The organism is Achromobacter sp. HZ01, from assembly GCF_003267925.1.
In the GTDB taxonomy this organism is placed as follows: Bacteria; Pseudomonadota; Gammaproteobacteria; order Burkholderiales; family Burkholderiaceae_B; genus Achromobacter; species Achromobacter pulmonis_A.
In genome coordinates, this window is record NZ_LWKV01000008.1 from 55,824 (window position 1) to 72,472 (window position 16,649).

Genomic DNA, 16,649 nt, shown 5'->3' on the forward strand with positions numbered 1-16,649 from the left:
TAGCCCCCCAGCAGAAGAATAGGTCGCTAGGGAGGAAAAAAAAGCAGCCCGAAGGCTGCCTTTTTGCTGTGGCTCCTGCGGGAGCGACAGGATCAGGAAGCGGACTTGACCGTGCCGGCCGTACGGGCGAAGCGGGCGCGGAACTTTTCCACGCGGCCGGTTTCGACGATGCGGGTCTGGGCGCCCGTGTAGAACGGGTGCGATTCGGAGGTCACGTCGCACTTGAAGAGCGGGTACGTCTTGCCGTCGAGCTCGATGGTTTCGCGCGTTTGCACGGTCGAACGGGTGATGAACTTGCTGCCCGTTTGCAGGTCGGCGAAGACGACTTCGCGGTATTCGGGGTGAATGCCTTCTTTCATGGTGCTTTCCTAGGGCTCGTTCGAGCCTCTCTCGGTTGTTAGGGTCGCCAGCCGGGGCATAGAGGCGTGTATCCTCTTCCTTACCCAGCAACGTATCCAAAAAGTAACCCTGAATTCTAGCATGGAGATTCCGGCCCGGCCAAGGGGCGAAGGCAAGGCGGGGCCGGATCGCCGTCAGAGATCGGTGCGCAGCTTCCAGATTTCCGGGAACAGCACCACTTCCAGCATGCGCCGCAGATAGGCCACGCCCGAGGTGCCGCCGGTTCCGCGCTTGAAGCCGATGACGCGCTCGACCGTGGTGACGTGGCGGAATCGCCACAGCCGGAAGGCGTCTTCCAGGTCGGTGAGCTTTTCGCCCAGCTGATACAGGTCCCAGTAGCGCTCGGGCTGGCGGTAGACCTCCAGCCAGGCCGCCTCGACCCCGGCCGAGGCCTGGTAGGGCTGGGTCCAGTCGCGTTCGAGATGGTCGGCCGGCACGTCCAGGCCCTGGCGCGCCAGCAGCCGTAGGGCTTCGTCGTACAGCGAGGGGGCCTCGTAGGCGCTCTGCACCTGGGCCAGCAGGTCGGCGCGGTGTTCGTGCGGCTTGAGCATGGCGGCGTTCTTGTTGCCCAGCAGGAATTCGATCTGCCGGTACTGGTAGCTCTGGAATCCGCTGGAGCGGGCCAGGTAGGGGCGCAGGGCGGAATATTCGGGCGGGGTCATGGTCGCCAGCACGTCCCAGGCGTGGACCAGCTGTTCCATGATCTTGCTGACCCGGGCCAGCATCTTGAAGGCCGGCGGCAGGCGGTCGGCCGCCACGTTGGCGATGGCGCCGCGCAGCTCGTGCAGCATCAGCTTCATCCACAGCTCGCTGGTCTGGTGCTGGATGATGAAGAGCATCTCATTGTGCTCGGGCGACAGCGGGTGCTGCGCGCCCAGCAGGGCGTCCAGGTGCAGGTAGTCGCCGTAGGTCATGTCGCGCGCGAAGTCCAGCTGCGCTTTTTCCTCGCGGACGATGTCTTCGGGGCGTTGGGTGTCGGTCATGGGGGCTTCCTGAATCGCGGCGGCGGGATGGCGTCCCGCCGCCCTGAAGTTCGGACCGGCCCGGGCCCTGGCGGCAGGGCCTACAGTTCGCGCAGGACCGCGCGGACCGGGCTGGCGTCAGCCTGGACCAGCGCCAACGGCAGCGCGATCAGCTCGTAATCGCCTTCCGGCACGGCATCGAGCACCAGGTTTTCCAATACCCGCATGTCGTGCCGCAAGATCGCGTGGTGGCTGTCCAGGGTCTTGCTGGAGGCGGGGTCGATGCTGGCCGTGTCCAGCCCGATCAGCATGACGCCGCGCTCGGCCAGCCATTCGATGGTCTGGGGCGCGTAGGCGGAGAAATCGTCGGTCCACCAGTCTTGCGCGGCATGCTTGGCGGTGCGCACCAGCACGCGCGGCGGCAGGTTCAGCGCGGCGTGGGCGATGTGCTCGACCGTGATCAGAGGCCCGCAGTCGATGGCGTGGATGACGCGGCACGGGCCCAGGAAGGGTTCCAGCGGGACGGCGCCGATGGCGGCGGCGTCATTCTGGTAATGCAGCGGCGCGTCGGCATGGGCGCCGATGTGCGGCGACAGCGTGATCTCGCTGACATTGACCGGACAGCCGGGCGCAAGCGACCACTTCCATTGCTGGCGGTAGGGCGTGTCGCCGGGAAAGACCGGCGAAGCGGCGGAGACGGGCGGGGAAATATCCCACAGGCGCTTCATGTCGGGCGTAGAGACTGGAATTACGTTAAGCCTAAAGCAATCGCGGGCGGTAGTCTAACGAATTCCGGCGCGCCGCGCAGCGCTCAGAGGCAGCCCCGTTCCGCCAGGGAAACCACCGTGTCGCCGGCCACGATCAGGTGGTCGACCAGCTTGATGTCGACCAGCGCCAGCGCCTGCTTCAGGTGGCGGGTGAAGCCCTGGTCGGCGGCGCTGGGCTCGGCCATGCCGGAAGGGTGGTTGTGGGCGACGATGAGGGCGGCCGCATGGTGGCGCAGGGCCTCGCGCACGACTTCGCGCGGGTAGACGGAAGCCTGCGACAGCGTGCCGCGCGCCAGCTCGCCGGTGGCGATCAGGCGCAGCTGGTTGTCCAGGTAGAGCGCGATGCAGTGCTCCACCCGGCGATGGCTCAGCGCCAGCTTGCAATATTGTTTCACTTGCAGGGGACGGTTCAGGCTGTCGGCCTGGGGCAGGCCTTCTTCGACGGCGCGGCGCGCCAGCTCCAGCAGGGCGGCCAGCATGCAGGCCTTGGCCGAGCCCAGGCCGGGGACCGCCATCAGCTCCTCGGGCGCGGCGCCCAGCAGGCCCCGCAGGCCGCCGAATTGCTGCAACAGGCGGTTGCCCAGGGTCGTGACGTGCACCCCGGGCAGGCCCGTGCGCAGGGCGATGGCGAGCAGTTCCGCGTCCTGCAGCGCGCAGGCGCCGTGGCGCAGCAGGCGCTCGCGGGGGCGCTCGTGTTTGGGCATCTGGACGGACAATTTCATAAGAGGCTCTAAAATCAAGGTTGATTCAATTGCCTATACGGTGGCAGATCGTGAGTACCGCCTCTAATGAAGTGAACGTTTTGGTCCGTCCGGATTCCTACCTGACGCTGCACTACCGGATTACGCTGGCGTCCGGCCCGGGCAAGGATTCGGTGTTCGCCGATACCTTCGACGGCCGCCCCGGCACCCTGCAGATGGGCAGCGGCCAATGGGCGCCCGGCCTGGAGGCGGCGCTGGTCGGCCATGCCGAAGGCGAGCGCTTCAGCGTCACGGTCGCGCCGGCCGACGCCTACGGCGAACGCAACCCCGAACTGATCCAGCGCGTCACGCGCGCGATGCTGGCCGAGCACGCCGGCGCCGACGCCACGTTCGAGCCGGGCGACCTGGTCGAGTTCTCCGCGCCCAACGGCGCGCGCTACTCGGGCATCCTCAAGGAAATCAACGACGAAACCGCGCTGTTCGATTTCAACCACCCGCTCGCCGGCGTCAGCCTGCGGGTCGACGTGGCGCTGCTGGGGATACTCTGATGAGCAAGGCCGTCACCGCTCCTGGCGCCGAGGTCCTGCTGGCGCAGCCGCGCGGCTTCTGTGCCGGCGTGGACCGCGCCATCGACATCGTCGAACGCGCGCTCGAACTGCATGGCGCGCCCATTTACGTGCGCCACGAAATCGTCCACAACCGCTACGTGGTGGAAGACCTGCGCGCCAAGGGCGCGGTCTTCATCGACGAACTGGAGGACGCGCCCGCCGGCTCGATCGTGGTGTTTTCCGCCCACGGCGTGTCCAAGGCGGTCCGCGTGCAAGCGCAGGAACGAGGCCTGCAGGTCTTCGACGCCACCTGCCCGCTGGTCACCAAGGTCCACATCGAAGTGGCGCGCATGCGCGCGGCCGGCCGCGAGATCATCATGATCGGCCACAAGGGCCACCCGGAGGTCGAGGGCACGCTGGGCCAGGCCCAGGGCGGCATGTACCTGGTCGAGACCGTGGAAGACGTCGCCGGCCTGCAGGTGCAGGACCCCGAGAACCTGGCCTACGTCACCCAGACCACGCTGTCGGTCGACGACGCCGCGGCGGTGTCGCAGGCCCTGAAGGCGCGCTTTCCCAACATCGCCGAACCCAAGAAAAGCGATATCTGCTACGCCACCCAGAACCGCCAGGACGCGGTCAAGGTGATGGCGCCGGAATGCGACCTGGTGCTGGTGGTGGGCAGCCCCAACAGCTCCAACTCGAACCGCCTGCGCGAGGTGGCCGAACGCAAGGGCGTGGCCTCCTACCTGATCGACGGAGCGCAGTCCATCGACCCGGCCTGGCTGGCCGGGCGCACCCGGGTGGGCGTGACCGCCGGCGCCTCGGCGCCCGAGATCCTGGTGCAGCAAGTGATCGAGCGCGTCAAGGAACTGGGCGCGGTGTCGGTGCGCACCATGGCGGGGCTGGAAGAAAACGTGGCGTTCCCGCTGCCCAAGGGCCTGTCGCGCAAGTCGGCGCAGACGGAATCGCTGGAATAGGCCCGGACAAGAAAACCAAGGAGACTTCATGCAGTTGTACAGCTACTTTCGCAGTTCGGCCGCCTACCGCGTACGCATCGCCCTGAATCTGAAGGGCCTGTCCTACGAGTACCTGCCGGTCCACATGCTCAAGGACGGCGGCCAGCAGCTGACGCCCGAATACCGCAAGGTGAATCCCACGGCGCTGGTGCCCACGCTGGTCGACGGCGACGCCGTCATCGGCCAGTCCCTGGCCATCATCGAGTACCTCGACGAAACGCATCCCGAGCCGCCGCTGCTGCCGGCCGACGCGCTGGGCCGCGCGCGCGTGCGGGACCTGGCGTTGGGCATCGCCTGCGACACCCATCCGCTGAACAACCTGCGCGTGCTGAAGTATCTGAAGCACACGCTGGGCGTGGACGAGGACGCCAAGAACGCCTGGTACCGCCACTGGGTGCAGCAGGGCCTGGGCGCCCTGGAGGCGCAGCTGGCGGTGTCCAGCGCCACCGGCCGCTTCTGCCACGGCGACACGCCGACCATCGCCGACCTGTGCCTGGTGCCCCAGGTCTTCAATGCGCAGCGCTTCGGCTGCGACCTGTCGGCCATGCCGAACGTGCTGCGCATCGACGCCGCCTGCCGCGAACTGCCGGCCTTCGACGCGGCCGCGCCGGGCAAGCAGCCCGACGCGGAGTAATCCGGCCGCGGGCACGCGCCCGTCAGCCGACCTGCACCGGCACGAAGATCTTGTCCTCGCCGCGCTGCACCAGCAGCGCGACCGTCTTGCCGGCCTTGGACAAGGCTTCCCGCACCTGCCCGACGCTGTGCACGGGCACTCCGTTCAAGGACAGCAGCACATCGCCGGGCTCGATGCCGGCGCGCGCGGCCGGCCCCACCGAACGCTCGATCAGCAGGCCCTCGGCGCCCGCCGCCTGCTGTTCCTGCGGGCTCAGCGGCCGCAGCGCCAGGCCGAGCTGGCCGCGCTGCACGTCCTGGTCGCCCGCCGACGCCTGGGTCTTGTCGGTCGGAACGCTGCCCAGCGTGGCGGTCAGCTGCTTGTGCGCGCCGTTGCGCCAGATGTCCAGCTTGATCTTCTCTCCCGGCGAGGCCAGCGTGATGGTCGAGGCCAGGTCGCCCGACGACAGGATGGTCTTGCCGTCGATCTCGCGCACCACGTCGCCGGGCTGCAGACCCGCCTTGGCCGCGGCGCTGCCTTTCTCCACGCTGGACACCAGCGCGCCCGAGGGCGTATCCAGCTTGAAGGAATCGGCCAGGTCCTGATTCACTTCCTGCACCGTCACGCCGAGCCTGGCGTGCTGCACCTTGCCGTGCTCCAGGATCTGATCCTTGATCTTGTAGGCCACGTCGATCGGGATCGAGAACGACAGGCCCTGGAAGCCGCCGGTGCGGCTGTAGATCTGGGAGTTGATGCCCACCACTTCGCCGCGGTCGTTGAACAGCGGGCCGCCGGAGTTGCCCGGGTTGACGGCCACGTCGGTCTGGATGAACGGCACCGAGGTGTCGTCGGGCAGCGAGCGGCCCTTGGCGCTGACGATGCCCGCGGTGGCGGTGTTCTCCAGGCCGTAGGGCGAGCCGATGGCCAGCACCCATTCGCCGACCTGCAGCTGGTTGACGTCGCCCACCTTGACGGTAGGCAGGTTCCTGGCGTCGATCTTCAGCACCGCCACGTCGGTCTGCGGGTCCGAGCCCAGCACCTTGGCCTTGTATTCGCGCCGGTCGGTCAGCTTCACCGTGACTTCCTTGGCGTCCTGAACCACGTGCGCATTGGTCAGGATGATGCCGTCGGCGCTGACGATGAAACCGGAACCCTCGCCGCGCATGGGCACCTCGCGCGACGGCATCTGGCCGCGCGCGCCGGGGAACTGGCCGAAGAACTGGGCGAACGGGTCGCCATCGCCCAGGGACACCTTGCGGGTGCCGCTGACGCTGATGTTGACCACGGCCGGCCCGTAGTCGCGCGTGATCTGCGCGAAGTTGGGCGGGGTGGACGGATTGATCGCCTGCAAGGGGGCGGATACGGCCGGCGCGCCGGCCGCCATCGAAACGCCGCCGATGACGGCGGTGGCGCCGGCGCCGCCGATGGCGCCGGCGGCCAGCAGCGCCATCACCAGGCGCGAGGGCTTCATTTGGGAGGTCTTCATGTCGGCTCCTGCGTTCATGTTGAAGGACATGGCGCTATCTTCGGGCCCGACACTTAGGGGAATCTTAAATCCGGCCATCCGCGGCGCATCAGGCCGGGAACACCACCTTCACGCGCAGGCCCTGGCCGGACGGCGCGTCCTGCAGCGCGATCGTGGCGCCGTGGCGGGCGGCGATGGCGCGCGCGATGGCCAGTCCCAGGCCGCTGCCGGGTTCGGCGTTGCCTTCCACGCGGTAGAAGCGGTCGAACACGCGCTCGCGTTCGGCCGGCGCGATGCCCGGCCCCTCGTCGTCGATCAGCAGTATGGCCTGGCCGGGCGCCTGCTCCAGCCGCAGGCGCACGCGCTTGCCGGCCGGCGTGTACTTGACCGCGTTGTCCAGCAGGTTGCGCGCCAGCAGCGCCAGCGCATCCCGGTGGCCCTGCACCCAGAGCTGCGGCGCGCCGTCCAGCTCCACGTCGATCGACTTCGCATTGGCCAGCGGCAGGGTTTCGGACAAGGCCTGGCGCAGCACGTCGGCCAGGTCCACGGCCTCGGCCGGCGCCTGCTCGGCCGCGCCTTCGTGCCGCGCCATCGACAGCAGCTGTTCCACCAGGCGCGTGGCGCGGTCGATGCCGGCGGCCAGGCGCTGCTCGGCCAGCCGGCGGGCGTCCGCGTCGCCGGCGCGCTGCAAGGCCTGCAACTGCAGGCGCAGCGCCGCCAGCGGCGAGCGCAGCTCGTGCGCGGCGTCGCCCACGAACTGCTTCTGCTGCGCGAAGGCGCCGCGCATGCGTTCCAGCAGCAGGTTCAGCTCCTGCACCAGCGGCCGGATCTCGTCGGGCAGGCCCTGCACGCTGACCGCCGAGAGATCCTCGGGCTGGCGCGCCGCCACCTGGGCCCGCGCGCGCTTGACCGGCCGCAGCGACCAGCTCACCACGCACCATACGATCAGCATCAGCAGCGGCGCGGCCGCCGCGATCGGCGCCACCGTGCGCAGCGCCAGCGCCCGCGCCATGTCCCGGCGCACTTCCATGTCCTGCGCGACCTGGATGACCTGGAACGGCGTGGCCAGCGAATACACGCGATAGGTGCTGCCTTCCATGCGGGCGTCGGAAAAGCCCAGCACGATCTGGTCGGGCAGCGGACGGCGCGAGCGCGAATTGAAGACCCGCACGCCGTCGGGCGTCCAGATCTGGATGATGAGATCGTCGGCCATGGGCGACGCCGCGCCGCGCGCCTGGTGCGGGCCTGTGCTGAGCAGTCCGTCGCCGGTGCCCAGCGACAGGGCGGTGCGCTGCAACAGCGAATCGAAGATGTCGTCGGCCTGCGCCAGCGTGCTGCGATAGGCGATCGCGCCCTGCACCAGCGCGCCGATCACGATGGCGGCCAGCAGGAAAAACAGCAGACGGGCCCGCAGCGAATAGCTAAGCGGAATGCTCATGTTTTGGGGATGACATAGCCGACGCCTCTGACGTTCTGGATCAGGTTGGAGCCCAGTTTCTTGCGCAGGCCATGAATATAAACCTCAACCGCGTTGCTGCTGATGCTGTCTTTCCAGCTGTAGAGTTTTTCTTCGAGCTGGGCGCGCGAGAAGATCATGCCGGGACGCGCGATCAGCGGCTCGAGCACCGCCCATTCGCGCGCCGTCAGCGCCACCGGCGCGCCGTCGACCATGGCGGCATGGGATTGCGGATCGATGGTCACGCCTTCGTGCTCGAAAACCGGCTCGGCCCGGCCCGCGCTGCGCCGGATCAGCGCGCGCATGCGGGCCAGCAGTTCGTCCACGTCATAGGGCTTGACGATGTAGTCGTCGGCGCCGGCGTCCAGCCCGGCGATGCGGTCGCTGACCGCGTCGCGGGCGGTGGCGATCAGCACCGGCGTGCGGTCCTTGCGCGCGCGCAGCTCGCGCAGCAGCGCCAGCCCGTCGCGCTTGGGCAGGCCCAGGTCCAGCAGGATCAGGTCGTAGGTGTCGGTGTGCAGCGCCAGGTCGGCGGCATTGCCGTCCTTGACCCAGTCGACGGCATAGCGCTCGGCGCGCAGGAAGTCCAGCACGCTCTCGCCGATCATGAGGTCGTCTTCGACTAGCAGGATGCGCATGGCGGTGTCCGCGGTTATGGTCCGAAAAGTTGGACGCGGCGGGGAGGGCGGGAGTTCCCTTCGTGGCGTGGCTTGGTGGCGTTGTTCGGTTTAATGTTCGTACATAATGAGCCGCCTGATTCTTGTTGTTGCTCCGAAATATCAACAGTATTGGCCATGATTGCCGAATGATTTGGTTTTTCTGGCGGGTTTTCGCGTACTATGTACGTACCTAGGTTCGAATAAAGCTGGGATGCACGAAAAACCAGGCGCCAGATGCGCCGATACGGAGGTGACAACATGGACTTTGCTGGACTGGCGTCGCGCCTGCTGCTGGCGGCATGCGCGCTGTGGGCGGGCGCGGCGGGCGCCCAATACCCGGAGAAAGCGGTGCGCATGCTGGTGGGGTTTCCCGCCGGACAGACCACCGACGTGATCGCGCGCATGCTGGCGCAGGAATTGACGAGCGACCTGGGGCAGACTTTTTTCGTCGAGAACAAACCCGGGGTGGGCGCGGGCCTGGCGGCCGAGGAAGTGGCGCGGTCGCGGCCCGACGGCTATACGCTGCTGGCCACTTCGAGCGGCCCGCTGGCGGTCAACGGCTGGATCTACAAGAACCTGCGCTACGACAGCCGGTCGGACTTCCAGCCGCTGGCGATGATAGGCATCTTTCCGCTGGTGCTGGTCGTCAACCCGGCCTCCCGCTTCAATAGCGTGGCCGACCTGGTCGAGTACGCCAGGCAGCATCCGGGGGCGGTCAACTATGCCTCTGGCGGCAATGGCGTGACCAATCACCTGGTGATGGAAATGTTCCAGCAGCGCGCCGGCGTGAAGCTCAACCATATTCCGTACAAGGGCGGCGTGGCGGCCATGACCGACGTGGTGGGCGGGCAGGTGGACGTGATGTTCGAAGTCGCCTCGATCGCCGAGCCGCTGGTGCGCAGCGGCAAGCTCAGGGCGCTGGCCGTGGCCAGCGAGCATCGCGTGGCGACGCTGGCGAACGTGCCGACCATCGCCGAGTCGGGGTACGCCGGATTCCGCGGCGACCCCTGGATAGGCGTGGTGGGCCCGAAGGATCTGCCGCAGCCCGTCGTCGACAAGCTGGCCGGGGAGATCGTACGCATCGCCCGCAAGCCGCAATGGACCAAGCGGATGGCGGAGCTGGGCGCGATTCCCCAGGTGATGGAGCCGGCGCAATTCGGCGCCTTCATCGGCGCCGAGGTCGAGCGCTGGGGCGAGGCGGTGAAAGCGGCCAACGCGAAAGCGGAATGAGGTCGTCCGGGCCGCGCCGCCGGCAGGCGGCGATACTGGTCTGCACGCTGGCGATCCAGGCCGTCGGCACGGCCGCCACGCTGGCGTTCGCCGTGCTGGCGCCGCTGATCCCCGGCGCGCGCACCGCCGAGGTGGGCCTGTTCCTGGCCCTGGTCTATGGCGGGGCGATGGTGGGCAGCGCGCTCAGCAGCGCCTTGATCGGACGGCTGGGCGCGGTGCGCGTGTCGCAGGCGGCGCTGCTGTTCCAGGGCGCGGGCCTGGCGCTGCTGACGGCCGACGCCGGACTCGCGCAGACCGGCGCCGCGCTGCTGTGCGGCCTGGGCTACGGCACCATCACGCCGGCCAGCTCCCATATTCTCGCGCGCACGACCGCGCCGCAGCGGATGTACACCGTGTTCTCGCTCAAGCAGACCGGCGTGCCGCTGGGCGGCATGCTGGGCGGGGCCATGCTGCCGGTGCTGGCGGCGTGGTCGTCGTGGCGCACGGCCCTGCTTCTGCTGGCCGGGCTGGCGCTGGCGGTCGCGCTGGCCAGCGGCTGGCTGCGCGCGCAGCTGGACGAGCCCGCGGCGCCGCGCACGGCCGGGATGGGGCAATGGCGGCAGCCCGTCGTCGAGGTATGGCGCAACGCGCAGCTGCGCGCCATGGCGGCCGTCTCCCTGCTGTTCTCGGCTTGCCAGCTTTCGGTCAGCGGCTACCTGATGGTGTTCCTGTTGCGCGAACTCCAGATGGGCGCGGCGGGCGCCGCGCTGATCTACGCCGTGTCCCAGGCGGCGGGCGTGCTGGGACGCATCGTCTGGGGGCGGATCGCCGACCGCACGCGCGCTCCGCGCGGCGTGATGATGCTGATCGGCGTGCTGATGGCGCTTGCAGCCCTGGGGCTGGCCTTGCTGCCGGCGCATCCCGATCCGGTCGTGCTGGCAGTGCTGGCGGCTGTGCTGGGCGCGACCGCGATAGGCTGGAACGGCGTTTTTCTGGGCGAGCTGGCGCGGCTGGCGCCCGCCGGCAAGGTGGCGTCGGTGACCGGCGGCGCGATGTTCTTTACTTATATCGGCGTGGTGCTCGGCCCGCCTGCGTTCGGCTATCTGGCCGAGCGCGCCAGCCTGGGCGCGGCCTATGGCGCGCTGGCCGCGCTGCCGCTGATCGCGCTGCTGCTGCTGCTGCTGCTGCTGCTGCTGCTCGGCCTGCGCGGGCGCGGGCCGGCCGCCCGAGCCGGCTAGGAGGACAGGCCGGGTTTGAGGCCGCGCTTGAGCTGGAAGGCCACGGTCACCCGGTCGGCCGGATAGGTCGTGTCGGTGATTTCCAGGATTCTGCCGGTGGCGTCCTTGTAGTGCCGGATGAGCCGCAGGCCGGCGCTGCCCGCCTGCACGCCCAGGCGTTCGGCCAGCGGCGCATCGATCAGGGTAGCCGTGACCATCTGGCGGATTTCGTCGATGGCGACGGCATATTCGCGTTCGATCAGCGAGCTGATCAGGGTCTGCGGCTGGCGGCGGATGGTGTCGACCAGTCCGGCAAGCGAGGCGTCGATATAGATGTCGGCCTGCGCCACGGGCGTGCCGGCCTTCCTGGCGTCCTCGCGCGTGCCGCTCAGCAGGACCCACGCGCTGCCCACCGGCGCCTCTAGCCGCCGCGCCTTGTTCCGGTCCAGCGTGACGTGGCGCACGGCTTCGATGGCGCGCACCTCGGTGGCCGCGACGCGGACCAGGTCTTCGGGCGTGCCGAAGGACTGCACGAACGCGGTATCCGGATTGGCGCTTTCGACCAGCGTGCCCACCGCCTTCTTGCGCGAGATATAGCCCAGGTCTTCCAGCTTCTTCAGGGAGGCGCGCACCGTATGCCGGCTGACGCCGTACTGCTCGGCCAGTTCATGCTCGGTGGGCAGCAGGCTGCCCACCACGTGACGGCCTTCCTGGATGTCCCGCACCAGCGTGTTGGCCAGCTCCACGTATCGCGGTTGCGCGCCGGCGGATTCCTGCGGGGACTTCTTGCGGATGGCTGTCATGGACATGTCGGACGGGGGGCATGGACTTGCGGCGTATTGTAAGGCGGCCCGTCCGGCCGCGCGGTTCAGTCGGCGAAGAATCGGCGCCGCGCCTCGTCCGGCAGCGGCATGCCGGTGATCTTCGCCTTTTGCAGGACTTCCCAGAAGTAGCGGTAGGTTGCGCGGTCGTGGAGTTCGCCGCGGTATTGGATGGGCCCCCAGTCTTTGTCCTGCGCGGCCAGCAGGATATTGGCGGCGTCCTCGACTTCGTCGAAATCGGGCTGCATGGCCTGCACGATGGGCTGGATCTGCGCCGGATAGATGCTCCACATGCGCAGAAAGCCGAACTCCCGGCGCGCGCGGCCGGCGTCGTCGGCGATGACGGCGGGGTCCTTCAGATTGAGGCAGACGTTGTGGGACGGAACGACGCCATGGGCCAGCGCCGCGGCCGCCACGTCGGCCTTGGCCCGCACCAGCAGCGCGTGTTCGAACTGGCCCGGGCTGCGCATGGCGCTGGCCGCGATGGCGCCGTGGTGGCCGCTGACGAAATCCATGAGGCCGAAATCCAGCACCTCGACGCCGGGCAGGGCGGCGATCGCGAACGCGTCGCGCAGCGCGCCGTGGGTCTCCACCAGCACGTGCGCCGGTATCTGCCTGTCCAGTCCGGCCTTGTCCGCGGCCTCGCCGATATAGGCGATGACTTCGGCGGCCTGCTGCCAACTGGTGGCCTTGGGAATGGTGATGTACGCCAGGCGGCGGCCGGCCTGGCCCACGATGATGTCCACGTCCTGGCGCCAGGCCGGATGGGATGGATCGTGGATGCGCGCGCCGGCGCGGTCGTGGCGGTTGCGCGCCGAGTCGATCATGCGCGCCACCATTTCGGCGTGGCCGCGTTCCTGGCCCGCCGCCGCGCCGTCCTCGCAGTCGCAGGTGATGTCGAAGATGGGGCCGTAGTCGGCCTGCAGGTCCATGGCCTTGCCGATCAGCTTCTCGCTGCCGGCGAAATGTTCGCAGGCCGGCAGGATGGGGAAGGGCTTTTCGCCGCTGAAAAGCGCGTCGCGGGGATGGGAGGCGGTGGTCATGTGGGGGCTCGTGGAATGAAGTGAAGAAACGGGGCGGCGTCAGGCCTGGCGCCGCGGCATGGCGATGGTGTAGTCCAAGTCCAGCACGACCTGCGCGGGATGTGCTGCGCGGCCTGCGCCGGTATCGGGAAAGACGATGGACGCCGCGTCGGCGTTCTTGACTCCTATGGTGCGCAGGCGCAGCGCGCCGACTTGCGACGGTCCCAGGTCGATGCGTTGCAGCACTTGCGTGGCGCAGGCGATGGTGTCGCCGGCATGGGTGGGATTGACGTGGCTGCCGCCGTTGATGGCCAGGATCGAAAGGCTGTTCTCCAGGCCGTCGTAGGCCAGGGCGCGGCACAGCGAGATGACGTGCCCGCCATAGACCAGCCGCTGGCCGCCTTGCGCCGCCATGGCGCGGCCATCGAAATGCGCTCGGGCGGTGTTCTGGTACAGGCGTGTCGCGATGCTGTGGTCGCTGTCGTTGACGGTCATGGCGCCGGGGTGATCGATGCGCTGGCCCTCGGCGTAGTCTTCCCATAGCTCGTCGGCGCCCGTCACTTCGGTGATGCGCCGTACCGAGGGCTTGTATCCGTGGCGGGCCAGTTGCGCGGCCTCGATGGCCGGCAGCGTCGACGGCGCCAGGCTTTCGGCGCAGACCGCCTGCGGGTCGCGCTTATGCACCATGACCCAGCGCACCCATTGCAGGATCTCTTCCTGGCGCTGGTTGCGGGCGGTGGAGCGCACGTAGACGACGCCGGTCCTGCGGCTGGAGTTCTCTTTCAGGCCGATTACTTCGGACTCGACCGCAAGCGTGTCGCCGGGGTACATGGGCGCGATGAAGCGCAGCTCGGCATAGCCCAGGTTGGCGACCGCGTTCAGCGAGATGTCCGGCACCGTCTTGCCGAAGGCGGTGTTGAACACCAGCAGGTCCTCCAGAGGCCAGCCGTCGCAGCCCAGCAGCTCCGCATTGCTGCGGGCCGTGAACAACGCGCTGCGGCTGCCGGTCAGGCCGATGTAGAGGCTGCGGTCGGCGTCGGTGAGGGTGCGCGGCGTGGCATGCCGCAGCTTCATGCCCAGCCGGAAGTCCTCGAAATAGTTGCCCTTGCGGTCTCTGCTCAATCCCATTTTGGCTCTCCTGTGCGCCTTAATGTTCGTACATAGTGCATATCAAATTCGCCTATGTCAAATAGTCGGTCGAAAAAAAAATCGGCTGTTTTAAGCGGAAATTTTCCGATCTCCACTTGTGCTTTCGGAATTTTCAGTTCTATTATGTACGTACATTGAAAGTTCTAGATGCGAGGAAAGCATGCAGGGACAAAGCGAAGAGCGACGCATGATCCAGGAGGCGGCGCGGCAGTTCACGATGGAGCGCGTGCTGCCCGTGGCCAACCGGCTGGACCCCGACAAAGGCAAGATTCCCCGCGAACTGATCGAGGAAATGGCCGAGCTCGGTTTCTTCGGCATCCTGATCCCCGAGGAGTACGGCGGATTGGGGCTGGGCGCCTACGAGTACTGCCTGGTGGCCGAGCAGCTCTCGCGCGGATGGATGAGCGTGGGCAGTCTGATTGCGCGCGGCAACGGCCTGATCGGCGCGCTCAAGGGCCTGACGCCGCAGCAGAAGGCGCATTACCTGCCGCGCATGGCGCGCGGCGAATTCCTGGGCGCGTTCTCCCTTTCCGAACCCAATGCCGGATCGGACGTGGCCAATATTTCCTGCCGTGCCGTGCGCGATGGCGACGGCTGGCTCATCACCGGCAGCAAGTACTGGTGCACCTTCGCCGACGATGCGGACTTCATCCTCGTGATCTGCCGCAGCGACCCGGTCGTGGACCCGAAGGCGCGTCACAAGGGGCTTTCCGCCTTCATGATCGAGAAGTCGCGCGGCGAGCTGCCGCCGGGCGTCAAGGGCAGCGTCATTCCCAAGATCGGCTATCACGGCTGGACCACCTGGGAGCTTGCGTTCGACGGCTGCCGCGTGCCGCATTCGTCCCTGGTCGGCGAAGAGGGCAAGGCTTTCTACCTGGCCTGCGCCGGCCTGGAGACGGCGCGCGCGCATACCGCGGCGCGCTCCATCGGCCTGGCGCAGGGGAGCCTGGAGGATTCCATCCAATATGCCAGGGAGCGCGCGCAGTTCGGCGCGCCGATCGCGAATTTCCAGGCCATCCGGTTCAAGATCGCGGACATGGCGACGCAGATCGAGGCCGCGCGAGCCTTGCTTTATTCCGTGTGCGAAAAGATCGACAGCGGCGTGCGCGCCGACACCGAGGCCTCGATGGTGAAGCTGCTGGCCAGCGAAATGAGCGAACGCGTGACCAGCGAGGGCCTGCAGATCCATGGCGGCGCCGGCTACACCACGCATTTCGCCGCCGAACGCTACTGGCGCGATGCGCGCCTGACGAAGATCTTCGAAGGCACGTCCGAGATCCAGATGCGCATCATCTCCGACGCGCTATTGGGAAAGGTGCCGACGTGAGCGATTCGATCCGGCAAGACAATGGCGGCGCAGCGGCCGCGGACCGGGCGGGCTCGCTCGCCGGATTGCGGGTCATCGACCTCACCCAGATGCTGGCGGGCCCGTTCTGCACCCAGATCCTGGCCGATCATGGCGCGGACGTCATCAAGGTCGAGACGATGGCCGGCGACGGCACCCGGGTGACCGGGCCGTTCCTGTCCGAGGACCAGGCCAGGGACTACGGCGGCTATTTCCAGAGCATCAACCGCAACAAGCGCTCCATCGTCATCGATCTGAAGCGCGAGGAGGGGCGGGACGTCCTGCGCAGGCTGATCGACGGGGCGGATATCGTCATCGAGAATTTCCGCGCCGGCGTGATGGAGCGGCTGGGGCTTTCGTACGAGACGCTGCGGCAGACCAATCCCAGGCTCATCTATGGCGCCGTGCGCGGCTTCGGCGATCCGCGCAGCGGGGTCAGTCCGTACGCCGACTGGCCCGCCTATGATGTCGTGTCGCAGGCGATGGGCGGCATGATGGGCATCACCGGACCGGATGCGCAGACGCCCACCAAGGTGGGGCCGGGCGTGGGCGATACGGTGCCGGCGCTGATGCTGTGCGTGGGCGTGCTGGCGGCCGTGCATCACATGCACCGGACCGGACGCGGGCAATTTGTCGATGTGGCCATGACCGACGCCGTGCTGGCCTTGTGCGAGCGCATCGTCTACCAGTATTCGTATACCGGCCAGGCGCCGCAGGCGCAGGGCAACCGCCATCCCTTGCTGTGTCCGTTCGGGCTGTTCCGGGCGCGCGACGGCCACGTGTCCATCGCCTGCGCGACTGACGCGTTCTGGGAAGCGCTGGCGGGTTTCATCGGGCGTCCCGACATGGCGCGGGACCCGGCATTCGCCACCAATGCGGCGCGCGTGCAGCGCCAGCAGCAGGTCATCGACGCGGTGGAGGCGTTCACGTCGGTGCGCACCAAGGAAGAGATCGCCGCGGTGCTGGGCGGCAGAGTGCCGTTCGGTCCGGTCTACACGGCCGCGGAGATTTTCCAGGATGAACACTATGCGCGACGGCAAATGCTGGTGGAGGTGGAGCAGCCCGGCGCTTGCGCCGCCGTGCAAATCGTGGGCGTTCCGATCAAGCTGAGCGAGTCGCCGGGCGCGGTGCGCCGGCGCGCGCCGCTGCTGGGCGAGCACACGGGCGAAGTCCTGCGCGCGGCGGGCTATGACGAAGACGGCGTGGCGCGCCTGCGCGCGGCAGGCGTGGTCCGCTGATGCGTGGGCATTGGCGGTGATGGGGTTATGTAATGGGAGGTGGTTCGATGAAAGTGCTGGTG

Annotated in this window: 17 protein-coding genes; 7 read left to right on the forward strand and 10 right to left on the reverse strand. The window is 68.0% G+C overall.

The window, feature by feature from the left end; translation table 11 throughout:
* Nucleotides 1-92: 92 nt before the first annotated feature.
* The 4 genes from A6B37_RS25680 to radC form a co-directional block, all read right to left on the reverse strand.
* Nucleotides 93-359, reverse strand: a complete 267-nt coding sequence (locus tag A6B37_RS25680; protein WP_006388310.1) for a type B 50S ribosomal protein L31 — start codon at nucleotides 357-359, stop codon at nucleotides 93-95.
* 174 nt (nucleotides 360-533) lie between these two features.
* Nucleotides 534-1,382, reverse strand: a complete 849-nt coding sequence (kynA, locus tag A6B37_RS25685) for a tryptophan 2,3-dioxygenase (RefSeq protein ID WP_102774837.1) — start codon at nucleotides 1,380-1,382, stop codon at nucleotides 534-536.
* Between the two features lie 80 nt (nucleotides 1,383-1,462).
* Complete coding sequence (gene kynB / locus A6B37_RS25690) at nucleotides 1,463-2,089, reverse strand: arylformamidase (RefSeq protein WP_102774836.1); 627 nt, start codon at nucleotides 2,087-2,089, stop codon at nucleotides 1,463-1,465.
* A gap of 83 nt (nucleotides 2,090-2,172) precedes the next feature.
* Entirely contained in the window at nucleotides 2,173-2,850 is a 678-nt protein-coding gene (gene radC, locus A6B37_RS25695) for a DNA repair protein RadC (protein ID WP_111827307.1), read from the reverse strand.
* Nucleotides 2,851-2,900: 50 nt separating this feature from the next.
* Between radC and A6B37_RS25700 the strand changes: the two genes are divergently transcribed.
* Genes A6B37_RS25700 through maiA form a run of 3 tightly spaced genes read left to right on the forward strand, consistent with a single transcriptional unit; the run spans nucleotide 2,901 to nucleotide 5,027 of the window.
* Nucleotides 2,901-3,377 (forward strand): peptidylprolyl isomerase, encoded by a 477-nt coding sequence (locus tag A6B37_RS25700; RefSeq protein ID WP_102774834.1) that lies wholly within the window; start codon nucleotides 2,901-2,903, stop codon nucleotides 3,375-3,377.
* Entirely contained in the window at nucleotides 3,377-4,354 is a 978-nt protein-coding gene (gene ispH / locus A6B37_RS25705; RefSeq protein ID WP_111827308.1) for a 4-hydroxy-3-methylbut-2-enyl diphosphate reductase, read from the forward strand. The genes A6B37_RS25700 and ispH overlap by 1 nt, the downstream gene beginning before the upstream one ends.
* Nucleotides 4,355-4,382: 28 nt before the next feature.
* Nucleotides 4,383-5,027 (forward strand): maleylacetoacetate isomerase, encoded by a 645-nt coding sequence (maiA, locus tag A6B37_RS25710; RefSeq protein WP_111827309.1) that lies wholly within the window; start codon nucleotides 4,383-4,385, stop codon nucleotides 5,025-5,027.
* 22 nt (nucleotides 5,028-5,049) lie between these two features.
* Here the strand turns inward: maiA and A6B37_RS25715 are convergent, their stop codons facing one another.
* The 3 genes from A6B37_RS25715 to A6B37_RS25725 all read right to left on the reverse strand — a co-directional run bounded on the left by A6B37_RS25715 (nucleotide 5,050) and on the right by A6B37_RS25725 (nucleotide 8,565).
* Entirely contained in the window at nucleotides 5,050-6,492 is a 1,443-nt protein-coding gene (locus tag A6B37_RS25715) for a DegQ family serine endoprotease (RefSeq protein ID WP_111827310.1), read from the reverse strand.
* Nucleotides 6,493-6,580: 88 nt separating this feature from the next.
* Complete coding sequence (locus A6B37_RS25720; RefSeq protein ID WP_111827311.1) at nucleotides 6,581-7,909, reverse strand: ATP-binding protein; 1,329 nt, start codon at nucleotides 7,907-7,909, stop codon at nucleotides 6,581-6,583.
* Entirely contained in the window at nucleotides 7,906-8,565 is a 660-nt protein-coding gene (locus A6B37_RS25725; protein ID WP_111827312.1) for a response regulator, read from the reverse strand. The genes A6B37_RS25720 and A6B37_RS25725 overlap by 4 nt, the downstream gene beginning before the upstream one ends.
* Before the next feature lie 279 nt (nucleotides 8,566-8,844).
* Between A6B37_RS25725 and A6B37_RS25730 the strand changes: the two genes are divergently transcribed.
* Both A6B37_RS25730 and A6B37_RS25735 read left to right on the forward strand, forming a co-directional pair.
* The gene (locus tag A6B37_RS25730) at nucleotides 8,845-9,816 is read left to right on the forward strand and encodes a tripartite tricarboxylate transporter substrate binding protein (protein WP_111827313.1); all 972 of its coding nucleotides are present in this window, start codon (nucleotides 8,845-8,847) and stop codon (nucleotides 9,814-9,816) included.
* Nucleotides 9,813-11,033, forward strand: coding sequence for an MFS transporter (locus A6B37_RS25735; protein ID WP_111827314.1), 1,221 nt, complete (start codon nucleotides 9,813-9,815; stop codon nucleotides 11,031-11,033). The genes A6B37_RS25730 and A6B37_RS25735 overlap by 4 nt, the downstream gene beginning before the upstream one ends.
* Here A6B37_RS25735 and A6B37_RS25740 read toward each other — a convergent pair.
* The 3 genes from A6B37_RS25740 to A6B37_RS25750 form a co-directional block, all read right to left on the reverse strand.
* The gene (locus A6B37_RS25740; RefSeq protein ID WP_102774952.1) at nucleotides 11,030-11,815 is read right to left on the reverse strand and encodes a GntR family transcriptional regulator; all 786 of its coding nucleotides are present in this window, start codon (nucleotides 11,813-11,815) and stop codon (nucleotides 11,030-11,032) included. The two genes, A6B37_RS25735 and A6B37_RS25740, sit on opposite strands and share 4 nt — an antisense overlap.
* 65 nt (nucleotides 11,816-11,880) lie before the next feature.
* Nucleotides 11,881-12,876 (reverse strand): aldolase/citrate lyase family protein, encoded by a 996-nt coding sequence (locus tag A6B37_RS25745; RefSeq protein WP_111827315.1) that lies wholly within the window; start codon nucleotides 12,874-12,876, stop codon nucleotides 11,881-11,883.
* A gap of 39 nt (nucleotides 12,877-12,915) precedes the next feature.
* Nucleotides 12,916-13,983, reverse strand: coding sequence for a MaoC family dehydratase (locus A6B37_RS25750; protein WP_111827316.1), 1,068 nt, complete (start codon nucleotides 13,981-13,983; stop codon nucleotides 12,916-12,918).
* 181 nt (nucleotides 13,984-14,164) lie between these two features.
* On the opposite strand from A6B37_RS25750, the gene A6B37_RS25755 reads away from it, so the two are divergent.
* Both A6B37_RS25755 and A6B37_RS25760 read left to right on the forward strand, forming a co-directional pair.
* Entirely contained in the window at nucleotides 14,165-15,331 is a 1,167-nt protein-coding gene (locus A6B37_RS25755) for an acyl-CoA dehydrogenase family protein (RefSeq protein WP_111827317.1), read from the forward strand.
* Nucleotides 15,328-16,587, forward strand: a complete 1,260-nt coding sequence (locus A6B37_RS25760) for a CoA transferase (RefSeq protein ID WP_281492810.1) — start codon at nucleotides 15,328-15,330, stop codon at nucleotides 16,585-16,587. Before A6B37_RS25755 ends, A6B37_RS25760 begins: the two co-directional genes overlap by 4 nt.
* The last annotated feature ends 62 nt before the right edge of the window (nucleotides 16,588-16,649 follow it).

Coding starts and splice junctions, on each gene's coding strand:
- A6B37_RS25680 (WP_006388310.1), bottom strand. CDS start 359: ATGAAAGAAGGCATTCACCCCGAATACCGCGAAGTCGTCTTCGCCGAC.
- kynA (WP_102774837.1), bottom strand. CDS start 1,382: ATGACCGACACCCAACGCCCCGAAGACATCGTCCGCGAGGAAAAAGCG.
- kynB (WP_102774836.1), bottom strand. CDS start 2,089: ATGAAGCGCCTGTGGGATATTTCCCCGCCCGTCTCCGCCGCTTCGCCG.
- radC (WP_111827307.1), bottom strand. CDS start 2,850: ATGAAATTGTCCGTCCAGATGCCCAAACACGAGCGCCCCCGCGAGCGC.
- ispH (WP_111827308.1), top strand. CDS start 3,377: ATGAGCAAGGCCGTCACCGCTCCTGGCGCCGAGGTCCTGCTGGCGCAG.
- maiA (WP_111827309.1), top strand. CDS start 4,383: ATGCAGTTGTACAGCTACTTTCGCAGTTCGGCCGCCTACCGCGTACGC.
- A6B37_RS25715 (WP_111827310.1), bottom strand. CDS start 6,492: ATGAAGACCTCCCAAATGAAGCCCTCGCGCCTGGTGATGGCGCTGCTG.
- A6B37_RS25720 (WP_111827311.1), bottom strand. CDS start 7,909: ATGAGCATTCCGCTTAGCTATTCGCTGCGGGCCCGTCTGCTGTTTTTC.
- A6B37_RS25725 (WP_111827312.1), bottom strand. CDS start 8,565: ATGCGCATCCTGCTAGTCGAAGACGACCTCATGATCGGCGAGAGCGTG.
- A6B37_RS25730 (WP_111827313.1), top strand. CDS start 8,845: ATGGACTTTGCTGGACTGGCGTCGCGCCTGCTGCTGGCGGCATGCGCG.
- A6B37_RS25735 (WP_111827314.1), top strand. CDS start 9,813: ATGAGGTCGTCCGGGCCGCGCCGCCGGCAGGCGGCGATACTGGTCTGC.
- A6B37_RS25740 (WP_102774952.1), bottom strand. CDS start 11,815: ATGACAGCCATCCGCAAGAAGTCCCCGCAGGAATCCGCCGGCGCGCAA.
- A6B37_RS25745 (WP_111827315.1), bottom strand. CDS start 12,876: ATGACCACCGCCTCCCATCCCCGCGACGCGCTTTTCAGCGGCGAAAAG.
- A6B37_RS25750 (WP_111827316.1), bottom strand. CDS start 13,983: ATGGGATTGAGCAGAGACCGCAAGGGCAACTATTTCGAGGACTTCCGG.
- A6B37_RS25755 (WP_111827317.1), top strand. CDS start 14,165: ATGCAGGGACAAAGCGAAGAGCGACGCATGATCCAGGAGGCGGCGCGG.